The organism is Streptomyces sp. A01 (assembly GCF_059026195.1).
This window is the reverse complement of the sequence record NZ_JBWLKN010000016.1, coordinates 40531-53396: the sequence shown is the minus strand read 5'-3', so window position 1 is coordinate 53396 and position 12866 is coordinate 40531. Positions and strand designations below refer to the sequence as shown.

The following is a 12866-nucleotide window of genomic DNA, read 5'->3' as shown; positions in this document are numbered from 1 at the left end:
AAACCGGCGTACAAGTGGCACGGCGGCTACGAACCGTCCATGGCCGAAAGACCCCTGCCCATTCCGCCCGCTGTCCGAGCGCGCCGCCGCGCGGGGCCCGTGGCCCACCGGACCCGCGTTCGCTCCTGCGACTCCTGTGACCCTGCGACTCCTGCGACTCCTGCGAGGGGGAGCCGGGGCGCCGCCCGGCCGCGTTACGCGCGGGGGCGCACTCCATCGAGCACCATGTCGACGATGCGTTCGGCGAGCCCTTCGGGCAGTTCCATCCACTCGTGGAGCAGCACCCGGGACAGCATGGGGCCGACGAACAGCTCGCTGATGAGGTCGATGTCCTCGTCCGCGCGGATCTCGCCCCGTGCGACACCGCGCCGCAGCACCGCGCGCATGGCGTCGCGCCGGGCCTCCACCACCGTCTCGTGGTATTCGTTCCAGAGTTCGGGGTGCGCCTTGACCTGGGCGAGGACGGTGCGCAGAAGCGCTGAGTGCCGCTTGGCCAGGCCGCGCCGCCGCAGGAACTCCAGCATCAGCACCAGGTCGTCGCGCACCGATTCACCGGCGGGCTCCGGGGTCTGCACGTCGAGCGCGCGCATGACGTCGAGCATCAGCGCGGGCTTGCCCGGCCAGCGCCGGTAGACGGTGGCCTTGCCGACGCCCGCCTCGCGGGCGATGCGCTCCATGGACAGCTCGCCGACCGTGGCGCCCTCCTCCAGCAGCCGCAGCACGGTCTCGATGATCGCGCTGTCCACGGCGGCGCTGCGCGGACGCCCGCGCCGCTCGCCCGAGGGGGGCGGCGCCGCCGCCGGGTGGGGACGACGCGCCGCCGAGGGCTTGCCGCCACCCGGCGCGGGCAGCTCGCCGTACGGCAGGGTCGCCGCCCCCGTGGGGGGCTTCTCCCTGTCGGATGCCTGGCCCGCGTCGGGTGGCGTGGACATCACCGGTGTGCCTCCTGCGTGGTCTTCTCGCGGTCCGTGTCACCGCGCGTCGCGGTCGGCTTGGCCACCGTCTTCCCCTTGCCGGGCAGGAAGAAGGCGACCACGGCCGCGCCGAGCAGCGCGACGCCCGCGGCGCTGATGGCGGTGACGTGCATGGCGTGGACGAACGCCTCGTGGGCAGGCCCGACGAGTGCCTTGCCGTGCGTGCCCATGCGTTCGGCCGCGCCGAGCGTGGCTTCGATGGACTCGCCCGCGGTGTGACGCTGGGCGTCGGACAAGCCCGGAACGGCCGCGAGTTCGTCGTCGATCCCGTTACGGTACGTGGTCGACAGCAGCGAGCCCAGCACGGCCACCCCGAGAGCGCCGCCGACCTGCCGGAAGGTGTTGTTGAGTGCCGATCCGGCGCCCGCCTTGTCGCGCGGCAGCGCCTGCATGATCGCCACGGTGACGGGCGGCATGATGTGCGCCATCCCGGCGCCCTGGAAGAAGAACAGCACCTCAAGCACCCAGATCGGGGTGTCGGCCCCCAGCAGCAGGAAGCCCGACAGCGTCACCGCCACCACGACCATGCCGCCGGCGCACACGACGCGGGCTCCGAAGCGGTCCACGACGAGGCGGGCACGCGGCGCGAAGATCAGTTGGGCGGCGGCCAGCGGCAGCAACAGCAGGCCGGACTGGAGCGGGGTGTAGCCGCGCACGCTCTGGGTGTAGAAGACGATGAAGAACGTGACACCCATCAGCGCGAAGAAGACCAGCGCGATGGCGGCGATGGCGGCCGAGAAGGCGGGTTCGCGGAAGTAGCTGACGTCCATGGACGGGTGGTCGCTGCGCTTCTCGTGCCAGACGAAGACCGCGAGCACGGCGAGGCCGCCACCGACCGTGGCCAGCACCTCGGGGTCGGTGAAGTCGGCGAGCTGGCCGCCCTTGATGATGCCGTAGACGAGCAGGACCAGGCCGATGACCGACAGCAGCACGCCGATCGGGTCGAGACGGTCCGGTGCGGGGTCACGGGAGTCGGGGATGAGCAGCACCATGGCGATCAGGCCGATGATGACGACGGGGACGTTGATGAGGAAGACCGAGCCCCACCAGAAGTGATCGAGCAGGATGCCGCCGGTGATGGGGCCGATGGCGATGGCGAGACCGACGGCGGCGACCCATATGCCGATCGCCTTGGGCTGCTCATCGCGCTCGAAGACGTTCATCAGGATGGCGAGGGTGGCGGGCATCACCAGCGCGCCGCCGAGTCCCATGACGGCCCGGTAGGTGATCAGTTCGCCGGGCGATCCGGCCATGGCGGCCAGCACCGAGCCGATGCCGAACACCACTGTGCCGGCGAGCAGGACCTTCTTGCGGCCGATCCGGTCGCCGAGGAGCCCGGCGCTGAACAGCAGTCCGGCGAAGACGAGGGTGTAGGAGTTGATCGCCCATTCCAGCTCGCTCTGGGTGGCGCCCAGGCCGGTGGGCTCCGGTGACGAGATGGTCTTCATGGCGACGTTGAGGATCGAGTTGTCGAGCACCACGATCAACACGCTCAGCATCAGGACGACGAGGATCGCCCACCGCCTGCGGTGGATCGCCTCGGGAACGGTGCGGGCCGTGGCCGCGTCGGGAGGGTTTGCCATGCCGATCACGCTAAGTCCTTTACGATACGAGACGGTCTCGTATTGGAAAGTTTTTACGAAGGCAAGGTCATCACCTGACCCGCGCGGCGCCGGGACCGCCCAGATCGTGGAGCGAGTGTGGGATGTACGACGCCCCGGCGGCCCTTCCGCATCCGGCGCGGGGCGTGCCAGCATGGGTGGTGGTCCAGGGACGCCGTAAGGGCGCCTTGAGATGACGAAATCGGAGCCATGTCATGACGACGCATGCCTCAAAACAGGCCACACAGACCGGCGAATCCGGGCAGTCGACGCACACCGGGAAGCAGTCCGACAGCAGCAAGGCGCTGTACGGAGGAAAGAGTTCCCGGCGGATCACTGTCCGTGACATCGCCGCCGCCAAGGAGCGCGGCGAGAAGTGGCCCATGCTCACCGCCTACGACGCGATGACCGCCTCCGTCTTCGACGAGTCGGGCATCCCCGTCATGCTCGTCGGCGACTCGATGGGCAACTGCCACCTCGGCTACGAGACCACCGTGCCCGTCACGATGGACGAGATCACCCTCCTCTCCGCCGCCGTGGTGCGCGGCACGAAGCGCGCCCTGATCGTCGGCGACCTGCCCTTCGGCTCGTACCAGGAAGGCCCGGTACAGGCCCTGCGCAGCGCCACCCGCCTGGTCAAGGAGGCGGGCGTGCACGCGGTGAAGCTGGAGGGCGGCGAACGGTCCGCCGACCAGATCGACCTGCTCGTACGGTCCGGCATCCCGGTCATGGCGCACATCGGCCTCACCCCGCAGTCGGTCAACGCCTTCGGCGGCTATCCGGTCCAGGGTCGCGGAGAGGAAGCCGCCCAGCAACTGCTGCGGGACGCCAAGGCCACCCAGGACGCGGGCGCCTTCGCCGTCGTACTCGAAGTGGTCCCGGCCGAGCTGGCCGCCGAGGTCACCCGCTCGCTGCACATCCCGACCGTCGGCATCGGCGCGGGCCCCGACTGCGACGCCCAGGTGCTGGTGTGGACCGACATGGCGGGGCTGACGCCCGGGCGGATGCCGCGCTTCGTCAAGCAGTACGCGCGGCTGCGCGAGACCCTCGGGGACGCGGCACGCGCCTTCGCCGAGGACGTGGTCGGCGGGGCGTACCCGGCGGAGGAGCACTCCTTCCACTGACCCGGCCGGGGCGGGCCCGCAGCCGCCCCGTGTAACACGTGAACGGTCCGCCGACAACACCGCGTCGGCGGGCCGTACCCGTTCTGTCGGTGGCTTGTCGGTCGATTGTCAGTGGTCTCTGAGACCGTTACGGCATGACGCGTTCGCAGAACTCACCACACCAAGCAAGTCCCGGCCGCGGCAACGCGGTCGAGGTTCGGGGGCTGGTCAAGCACTACGGCACGACCAAGGCTCTCGACGGAGTCGACCTCGATGTGAAAGAAGGCACCGTCCTCGGTGTCCTCGGACCCAACGGAGCGGGCAAGACCACGCTCGTCCGGGTCCTGTCCACGCTGATCCAGCCGGACGCGGGCAGCGCCCGGGTCGCGGGCTACGACGTCCTGCGCGAACCCCGGCAGCTGCGCCGCGCGATCGGCCTGACCGGCCAGTACGCCTCGGTGGACGAGAAGCTGTCCGGCTGGGAGAACCTCTACATGATCGGGCGGCTGCTCGACCTGTCGCGGTCGGCCGCGCGCCAGCGCGCGGACGGCATGCTGGAGCGGTTCTCGCTGACCGAGGCCGCCAAGCGCCCCGCCGCGCAGTACTCGGGCGGCATGCGCCGCCGCCTCGACCTCGCCGCGTCCATGATCGGCAGCCCGCAGGTGCTGTATCTGGACGAGCCGACCACAGGTCTCGACCCCCGCACCCGTAACGAGGTGTGGGCCGAGGTCCGCAGGATGGTCGCCGACGGGGCGACCGTGCTGCTCACCACGCAGTACATGGAGGAGGCCGAGCAGCTCGCCGACGAGCTGACGGTCATCGACCGCGGCAAGGTCATAGCCGGCGGCCAGGTCGCCGAGCTGAAGGCGAAGGTCGGCGGGCGCACGCTGCAGATCCGCCCGTCGGACCCCGGCGAGCTCCACCGGATGGTCGGCGCCGTGGCCCAGGCCGGTCTCGAAGGTGTCGCGGGCGCGACAGCCGACGTGACCGAGGGCCTGGTCAACGTGCCGATCGTCAGCGACGAGCAGCTGACGGCCCTGATCGGCCTGCTCAGCGAGCGTGGCTTCGCCATCTCCAGTATCGACACCCACCTGCCCAGCCTGGACGAGGTGTTCCTGGCCATCACCGGCCGCAAGACCTCCGACACCGAGCAGGGCGACGACAACCAGCTTGAGGAGGTCGCGGCATGAGCGCGGCAACCATCACCACCCCCGACCAGAAGCGGGACGACGTCCCCCGCCCGGTCGACAAGGTGGTCCCGTCCGAGGGGCGGATCGGCCTGCGGGCCAATCTGCGCCACATCGGCGCGCTCGTGCGGCGCAACGCACTCCAGATCAAGCAGGACCCGGAGTCGATGTTCGACGCCCTGCTGATGCCGATCATCTTCACCCTGCTGTTCGTGTACGTCTTCGGCGGCGCCGTCGGCGGCAGCCTCGGCGGCGACCGCGACGTCTACGTGAACTACGTCGTCCCCGGCCTGATGGCGATGGGCGGTCTGAACATCGCGATGTCGGTCGGCACCGGGGTCAACGACGACTTCAACAAGGGAGTGATGGACCGCTTCCGCACGATGCCGATAGCCCGCTCCTCGGTGCTGATCGCCAAGCTGATCGTGGAGACCGGCCGGATGCTGGTCTCGTCCCTCATCCTGCTGTCGGTGGCCTTCATCATCGGCTTCGACCTCAAGACCGGGCCGCTGGAGCTGATCGCGGCCGTGGGCCTGGCGCTGCTCTTCGGTGCCTCGCTCACCTGGATCTTCATGCTGCTGGGGCTGTCGATGAAGACCCCGCAGGCGGTGCAGGGGGTCGGCTTCCTCGCGATCATGCCGTTGCAGTTCGGTTCCTCGATCTTCGCCCCGACGATGACGATGCCGGGCTGGCTGCAGAGCTTCACCGATTACAACCCGCTGTCCAACCTCGCGGACGCCGCCCGTGCCCTGATGAACGGCGAAGGCGCGGTGGCGCATCCGGCGCTGATCACCCTGGCCTGGTCCGTGGGCATCACGGTGGTGACCGCGCCGCTGGCCGTCCGCAAGTTCCGTACGAAGACGTGACGCCATGGCACGGCCGGTCAGCACCCCGCGTTCCGCAGGCGACCACGACGGCCGTGCCCGGCGCGCCCCTCGCCAACGGCGCCCAGTGCCGGATGAGTCCGGGGCACGCGCGTTCAGTTCGCTTGAGTTCAGCGTCAGCGTCGCGTCAGACGAGAGCTGCGGCCTCCGCGAGGGAGAGGCCGCGGCCCTCGGCGTATTCCCGCTCGTAGACCGCCTCCGCCAGCACGCGGCGCGTGCTGCTCTCGGCCGCCTCGCGCACGGCTCGCTGGACCCGGGTGGGGAGCAAGGCGGGCGGCAGCAGCGCGTCATGCGCCCCGACCAGCCGCGCGGCGACGCGCGCGTTGTCCGTCCCGCCCAGGTCGGCCAGCGCTCGGGCGGCGGTCACGAGCTGGGCGACCGGCACCTGCGGTGCGACCATCCAGGCGACCGGGGACCGCGTCTTGCTGAGCGCGGAGTGCAGCCGGACCAGCGCGTCGGCGGGCCGGTCCTCCAGCGTGTCCAGCCAGCCGAGCAGCCCCTCCACCAGCCCCTCGAACAGCTCCAGCGTGCGCGTCGCGAACTCCGCCAGCTGCTCTTCGAGGTGGGCGCGCGCCTCGGCGTAACGGCCCTGCGAGCCGCACCAGACGGCGAGTTGCAGTCGCGCGTACGACGCCGCCTCGGCGCTCGCACGCCGCCCCTCATCGAGGATGCCGACGAGCACGCGCGCGGCCGCCTCCGCCTCCTCGGGCGTGCCCGCGGACTCCATCGTGACGCCCGCCAACCGGGCCTGGAGCAGCCACACCTGCGACACCGCGCCCAGCTGCTCCGCGTAGCCGATCGCCTCGCGGTAGTCCTCGGCCGCCGCCGCGTACTCGCCGCGCGCCTCCCGTGCCTCGCCCCGGCCGGACAGCGCCTCAGCGGCGCCCCACGCGTCGCCGAGCCGGGCGAAGATCTCCAGGCTCTCGCCGATGGCCTGATCCACCTCGTGGGAGTCACCGGTCCGGTCGGCGATCACCTTCGCGCGCATCTGCAGCGTGAAGGCCAGCTCCCACTCGTAGCCCATCTCCCTGCACGTGCTGACGGCGATCTCGACGACCTCTCTGAGCCGCTGGTACTCGCCGGTGACCAGCACCGCGTAGAACCACATGGCGCCCGGCAGCCGGCAGGTCTGCGGCATTCCCGGCCGGTAGGCGGCAACGATGCCGCGCAGCACCGCCTGCGTCTGCGGCCCTTGGATCTGCTGGAGATCACCCTCCAGGCTGGCCAACCCGAGCAGCCGCACACCGCGCCGTGCCTCGCCCAGCATGTCGGGCGGCATCGGCGGCGGCGTGTCGGTGGGCCGGGCGGAGAGCGGCGGAGCGGGCTCGACGGGCGGCAGAAAGGGGTTGGGGCCGAGGTCCGCCGCTGCCGCCGTCCAGGTGAGCAGGTCACCGCGGTGGTCCCGCAAGTGCCAGAACCAGCTCAGCGAGAGCACCAGGCACAGCGCTTCGTGTTCGTCCCCGGCGGCGACGGCGCGGCGCAGCGCGGTGCGCATATTCTCGTGCTCCAGCTCAAGCCGCCACAGCCAGTCGCCCTGCGCGGGGCCACGCAGCAACGGGTCGGCGGTGCGGGCCAGTTCACGGTAGGCGACGAGATGCCCGCGCTCCACGGCCTCCCGCTCCCCCGCCTCGTCCAGCCGCTCAGCGGCGTATTCGGCGACGGTCTCCAGCAGCCGGTAGCGCATTCCGTCGAGGGAGCCGGAGCCGGGCACGCGGGGCGCGTCCGCGAGAGCGGCCGCCGCCAGGGCTCCGCCGCCCGCCGCGTTCACACTGCCCGCGCCGTTCACACTGCCCGCGCCGGCGGCCGGCCCGAAGCCGGTGGCCGCGGCTGTCCCGGTGGCCGCGGCTGTCCCGGCGGCTTGCCAGGCCGTCGCGCCGACGGCTCCGCGCGTGCCGAAGGCGTTCCGCGTCCCGCCGGTGGGCGCCCCGTCGGTGCGCGGCGCGTACGCGGAGCGGTCCGGTCCTTGGCCCGAGCGGGCATCGCTGCCGCGGCCGCTGCCAGAGGCCGCCCCACTGCCGCTCGCGCTGGGCGTGACCGGAGCGGCGTTCCCCCGGTCCACGGGCCGCTGCGGGCCGGGGACGAAGCCCGCGGCGCACACGGCGCTCACGGCGACCTCGGTCGGCGCCGCGACGACCAGGGACTTGTCGACCAGCGAGCCGAGCAGCGCGGCGACATCACGGGGATCGACAGCGCCGCCCGGCGCATCGGCGCAGACCGCCTCGGCGGACGCCAGGTCGCAGCCGCCCGCGAAGACCGACAGGCGGCGCAGCACGGCCCGTTCCCGCTCGTCCAGCAGATCCCAGGACCAGTCCACGACGGCCCGCAGGGTCTGCTGCCGGGGCAGCACGGTCCGGCTGCCGGTGGTCAGCAGCCGGAAGCGGTCGTCAAGCCGGTCGGCCAGCTGCCGAGGGGAGAGGACCCGCAGGCGGGCGGCGGCGAGTTCGATGGCGAGTGGCAGGCCGTCGAGACGGCGGCAGATCTCGGCGCAGGCTTCCGGGTCCTCCGCCGTGCGGAACCCCGGCCTGGCCGAAGCTCCCCGGTCGGCGAACAGGCGCAGCGCGACCGGCTCCGGCAACGGCTCTACGGGGCGCACCAGTTCCCCGGGGACGGCGAGAGGCTCCCTGCTGGTGGCGAGGACGGTGACGCCGGGGCAGCGCGTCAGCAGCGACTCGGCGAGCCGGGCCGCCGCGTCGATGACGTGCTCGCAGTTGTCGAGGACGAGCAGCATGCGGCGCGGCCCGCAGTGCTCGGTGAGCCGGGCCATCGGGTCCAGGGCGGTGCGGTCGGCCGCCGCGCGCAGCCCCTCGGCCGCGGTGCCCCTGATGACCGTCTCGCGCGCGCCCAGCGTGGTGAGGACCGCTTCGGCGACGGTCTCCGGGTCGTCGACGGGCGCGAGTTCCGCGAGCCAGACGCCGTCAGGCCACGCCCCGGCCATGGCTGCGGCGGCGACCTGCGACAGCCGCGTCTTCCCCGAGCCGCCGGGGCCGAGCAGGGTGACCAGGCGGTGGGCGGAGAGGTCGGTGCGCAGTGTGTGCAGGTCGCGCTCGCGGCCGACGAAGCTGGTCAGCGGTGTCCGCAGGTTCCCGGACGAGTGAGCGGAGTCCGCGCTCCGCCCCTGGTTGGCGTCCGGCTGACGCGGAGAGCCCGGGGACGCACCGGTGCCGGACCCCGGGCCATCGCTCGTCGCCGAGCCCTCGCCGGGCGCCGGGCCCGCACCGGGCGCCAGCCCGGCACTGGACGCCAGCCCGGCACTGTACGCCGAGTTCTGTCCGGAGGTCAGGCTCTCACCAGAGACTGGGCGCTCACCGCTGGCCGGGGATGTGACAGCGGATGCTCCCGGCGCTGGGCCCTCGCCGGTAGCCGGTATCCCGGCGCGCGACAGGCCCCAGCCGGGCGCCGAGCCCCCACTGGGCGCCAGGTCCTGGCCCGGCGCCGAGCCCTCACCGGGCGCCAGAACCTCACCGAGGGCTGGGTCCTTGACAGGCGCCGGGCCCTCGCCGGACCCCACGCCGTCACTGGACGCCGGGCCCTCGCCGGGCGCCAGGGTCTCGCCGCGACTCAGGCCGTCACCGGAGGCCGGGCCCTCGCCGGAGGCCGGGGGCGCCGAAGCAGCCCGTCCCGGCGCCGGGCTCGCGCCGGTGGCGGGGTGCGTGGCCGGGGACCCGGCGGGGCCGTGGGCGCGCCGCCCGCCCGTCGGCACACCCAGGCCCGGGGAGCGGCCAAGGACCGGCGAGTGCCGCCTGTCCTGTGCCGTACGCGGAGCCGGGGCGCGGGGGTCCGCCGGGGGCTCGGGCGAGTCGGGGAGCGGGGCGGGGGTCAGCAGCTGGGCGTGCAGGGCGCGCAGTTCGGGGCCCGGGTCGACGCCGAGGCGTTCGGCGAGTTCGACGCGCAGCCGCTCGTAGCCGTCCAGTGCCTCCGCCGTGCGGCCGGTGTCCCGCAGCGCCCGGATGCGCAGCGCGTGCAGGGACTCGTCCAGCGGGTGGGCGCCGCACAGCTCGGTGAGCGCGGGGAGGGCCTGAGCCGCGCGGCCCAGGGCGAGGTCGGCCCTGGCCCGGTCGCGGCGCACGTCCAGCCGTCTGGCCTCGGCGCGCGCCGCCACGGCCGTACGGCTGGGGAGATCGGCCAGTGCGGGGCCCCGCCACAGGGCGAGGGCGCCATCGAGCAGGGCGGCCGCCTTGTCCGGATCGCCCGTGTCGAGGGCCCGCGCCCCGTCCCCGGCGAGGCGTTCGAAACGGTGCAGGTCGACGGACTCGGGGTCGGCCTCCAGCAGATAGCCGCCGGCGGCCGAGACGACCGCCGCGTGGCCTATCGCCCGCCGCAGCCGCCCTATCAGGGCCTGGAGCGCGCCGTTGGCATCCCTCGGGACGGTGACGCCGTCGCCCGCGACGGCCGGCCCTTCGTCCCATATGTCGGCGATCAGCGCGTCGACGGTGCGCGCGCGGCCGGGGCGCAGCGCGAGTGCGGCGAGCAGCGCGCGCAGGCGCGCGCCGCCGAGCGCGACGACAGTTCCGTCGTCGCGCTGTGCCTGCGTCGTGCCGAGGATGCTGTACCGCACAGCGCCCATTGTCGTTGACGGCCACCTGCGGTGATTCACGGGTCCTGCGTCTCCAGTTCGACGAGCACGCCGGTTTCGGAGCGCCGGTAGTCGCGGCCCGCGCGCGACGCGCGTGTGCCGTGGATCTCTTGCGCGAACCACTTCGGGCACTTCGGCACCTGCCGGGTCCACAGCTCCCCGGGCACCGGCTCGTACGTACGGGACCCCGGTCGGTCAGCCAGCCAGCCCCGGACCACCACGTGGATGGCCCGTACCCGCGCGGTGACCGTCCGCGCCGGTCCAGCCGCCATGCCGTGGTTCGACACGGACACCATGCGGCCGCCATCCGTGCTGAGGTCGGCCCAGTCGGCCAGTGCCGCCTCGGGCAGTTCGGCGAGGCCCCCGGACCACTCGACCTCGTCGCCGACGGAGAACGGGGTGCCGCAGCACTCCATCTCCCAGTCCGCGTAGAACACCGTCCGCGTCGCCATGCCCCCACTCTGCCTGGAACTGTTCGCCGCTCGCGCCCCGTTTTCCATGCGTGTGCCGTGCCTGGGCCGCCGCCGCGCCGCTAACGTCACCAGTGGAGCGAGCCGTCCTGCCTCGTCCTCGTACGTCTGGAGCCCTCTCGCGATGACCACCGCAGCCACCAGCCGTGACCGGCGGATCAGCCCCGTCTTCCTGGGGCTGGTCGTGATCATGGGCGGGTCCGGGTGGGCGGTGTGGGCGGACGCGGCGGGGAGCACGGGCTTCGCGGTGTTCCTGTTCGTCGTGTCCGGCTGGGTCGTCTCCTTGTGCCTGCACGAGTACGCGCACGCGCGTGCGGCGCTCCACAGCGGGGACCTGACGATCGGGGCGAAGGGCTATCTGACCCTCAACCCGCTGAAGTACACGCATGCGTTGCTGAGCGTCGTGCTGCCACTGCTGTTCGTGATCATGGGCGGGATCGGTCTGCCGGGCGGCGCGGTGTTCATCGAGCGGCACCGCATCCAGGGCCGCTGGAAGCACAGCCTGATCTCGGCGGCGGGCCCGCTGACGAACGTGCTGTTCGCCGTGGTGCTCACCGCGCCGTTCTGGCTCGGGCTGCTGGACGACGCGCCGCTGGCGTTCCGCTGCGCGCTGGCCTTCCTCGCCCTGCTCCAGGTGACCGCTGCGATCTTGAACTCGCTGCCCGTGCCGGGGCTCGACGGCTACGGGATGATCGAGCCGTGGCTGTCCCACGAGACGCGGCGCCAAGTGGAGCCGTTCGCGCCGTTCGGGCTGCTCGCCGTGTTCGGCCTGCTGTGGGTTCCCGAGGTCAACCACGTGTTCTTCGACGCGGTGGACGCGATCCTGCGGGCGCTCGACGTCTCCGAGTTCGAGACGCACTTCGGGCTTGAGTACTTCCGCTTCTGGCAGGGCGAGCCGGAGTTCCCCTTCGGCGTCGTCAGCTCTGGCTGAGCCCGCGCGCGGCGTCCCGCTCCAGCTTGGTCTTCCGGAAGGAGAACCAGGCCAGATTGCTGGTGAGCCCGGCGAGCATGATCCACACGACGCCGAGCCAGCTGCCGTTCGCGAAGGACACGACGGCCGCGGCGACGGCGAGGGCGCACACGACGAGCGCGAAGATGGCGAGTCGCCGGGCGGGGTCGGGCTTGGGCGAGGCGGACATGGGGGTCGGCTCCTGTTCAGCGGGTGTACGTCCCCGCCATTGTCCCCCACGTCCGGCCGCGCCCGGCAGCATCCCCGGGCATCCCCGGGCATCCCCCGGCAGCCGCGGCCCCGGGTTTATACGTCGGTGACCCGCGGCGTCTAGACGTCGGTGACCCGCAGCCCCGCGTGGGCCTTGTAGCGGCGGTTGACCGAGATCAGGTTGGCGACCAGCGACTCCACCTGGTGGGCGTTGCGCAGCCGCCCGGCGAAGACGCCGCGCATGCCGGGGATGCGCCCGGCGAGCGCCTGGACGAGATCGGTGTCGGCGCGCTGCTCGCCGAGTACGAGCACGTCGGTGTCGATCTCGTCGATCTCCAGGTCCTGGAGCAGCACGGCGGAGAGGTGGTGGAAGGCGGCGGTGACCCGCGATTCGGGCAGCAGGGCGGCGGCCTGCTCGGCGGCGCTGCCCTCCTCCGGCTTGAGCGCGTAGGCGCCCTTCTTGTCGAAGCCGAGCGGGTTGACGCAGTCGATGACGAGCTTGCCCGCCAGCTCCTCGCGCAGCGCTTCCAGCGTCTTGGCGTGGCCGTCCCACGGCACGGCGATGATCACGATGTCGCTGCGCCGCGCGCACTCGCTGTTGTCGGCGCCCTCGACGCCCAGGCCGAGCTCGTCGGCGGCGGTCCGCGCGCGTTCGGCGGCGCGCGAGCCGATGATCACGCGCTGGCCCGCCTTGGCCAGCCGGTAGGCGAGGCCGCGCCCCTGGTCGCCGGTGCCGCCGAGGACGCCGACCACCAGGCCGGACACGTCGGGCAGCTCCCACGGGTCCTTGGCAGGAGCCTTCGCCGCAGCCGGTGCCACGGCCGGTGTCGTGGCCTTGCTCGCATCGTCAGAAGTAGTCATGCGGCGATCCTGCCAGCCCTCACGTGGCCGCACTGTGCCGGGCGGCAGTGGCGC

9 protein-coding genes and 1 pseudogene are annotated in these 12866 nt (G+C 72.6%); 4 read left to right on the top strand and 6 right to left on the bottom strand.

Going from position 1 to position 12866, the window contains the following annotated elements; all coding sequences use genetic code 11:
* Positions 1 to 194: 194 nt before the first annotated feature.
* Both AC5P1B_RS22030 and AC5P1B_RS22025 read right to left on the bottom strand, forming a co-directional pair.
* Positions 195 to 932 (bottom strand): TetR/AcrR family transcriptional regulator, encoded by a 738-nt coding sequence (locus AC5P1B_RS22030; protein WP_493889067.1) that lies wholly within the window; start codon positions 930 to 932, stop codon positions 195 to 197.
* Positions 932 to 2557: an MFS transporter gene (locus tag AC5P1B_RS22025; protein WP_493889066.1), complete on the bottom strand. Its 1626-nt coding sequence runs from the start codon at positions 2555 to 2557 to the stop codon at positions 932 to 934. The genes AC5P1B_RS22030 and AC5P1B_RS22025 overlap by 1 nt, the downstream gene beginning before the upstream one ends.
* A 233-nt stretch (positions 2558 to 2790) precedes the next feature.
* Between AC5P1B_RS22025 and panB the strand changes: the two genes are divergently transcribed.
* The 3 genes from panB (at position 2791) to AC5P1B_RS22010 (ending at position 5731) form a co-directional block, all read left to right on the top strand.
* A complete protein-coding gene (gene panB, locus AC5P1B_RS22020) occupies positions 2791 to 3699 on the top strand; it encodes a 3-methyl-2-oxobutanoate hydroxymethyltransferase (RefSeq protein ID WP_493889065.1) in 909 nt (302 codons plus the stop codon).
* Between the two features lie 134 nt (positions 3700 to 3833).
* Positions 3834 to 4868: an ATP-binding cassette domain-containing protein gene (locus AC5P1B_RS22015; RefSeq protein WP_493889064.1), complete on the top strand. Its 1035-nt coding sequence runs from the start codon at positions 3834 to 3836 to the stop codon at positions 4866 to 4868.
* On the top strand, positions 4865 to 5731 hold the full coding sequence (locus tag AC5P1B_RS22010; RefSeq protein ID WP_493889063.1) for an ABC transporter permease: 867 nt from the start codon (positions 4865 to 4867) through the stop codon (positions 5729 to 5731). Before AC5P1B_RS22015 ends, AC5P1B_RS22010 begins: the two co-directional genes overlap by 4 nt.
* A gap of 145 nt (positions 5732 to 5876) precedes the next feature.
* On the opposite strand, the pseudogene AC5P1B_RS22005 reads toward AC5P1B_RS22010, so the two are convergent.
* Together AC5P1B_RS22005 and AC5P1B_RS22000 are read right to left on the bottom strand one after the other, a co-directional pair.
* Positions 5877 to 10313, bottom strand: a pseudogene (locus AC5P1B_RS22005) (AfsR/SARP family transcriptional regulator).
* Between the two features lie 26 nt (positions 10314 to 10339).
* The gene (locus AC5P1B_RS22000) at positions 10340 to 10774 is read right to left on the bottom strand and encodes a DUF6578 domain-containing protein (protein ID WP_493889061.1); all 435 of its coding nucleotides are present in this window, start codon (positions 10772 to 10774) and stop codon (positions 10340 to 10342) included.
* Positions 10775 to 10916: 142 nt separating this feature from the next.
* On the opposite strand from AC5P1B_RS22000, the gene AC5P1B_RS21995 reads away from it, so the two are divergent.
* Positions 10917 to 11723, top strand: a complete 807-nt coding sequence (locus AC5P1B_RS21995; RefSeq protein ID WP_493889060.1) for a site-2 protease family protein — start codon at positions 10917 to 10919, stop codon at positions 11721 to 11723.
* Here AC5P1B_RS21995 and AC5P1B_RS21990 read toward each other — a convergent pair.
* Positions 11710 to 11931 carry a hypothetical protein gene (locus tag AC5P1B_RS21990; protein WP_493889058.1) on the bottom strand — a complete coding sequence of 74 codons (222 nt, stop codon included), beginning with the start codon at positions 11929 to 11931 and terminating at the stop codon, positions 11710 to 11712. The two genes, AC5P1B_RS21995 and AC5P1B_RS21990, sit on opposite strands and share 14 nt — an antisense overlap.
* A 140-nt stretch (positions 11932 to 12071) precedes the next feature.
* On the bottom strand, positions 12072 to 12812 hold the full coding sequence (gene npdG / locus AC5P1B_RS21985; RefSeq protein ID WP_493889056.1) for an NADPH-dependent F420 reductase: 741 nt from the start codon (positions 12810 to 12812) through the stop codon (positions 12072 to 12074).
* Positions 12813 to 12866: the final 54 nt, after the last annotated feature.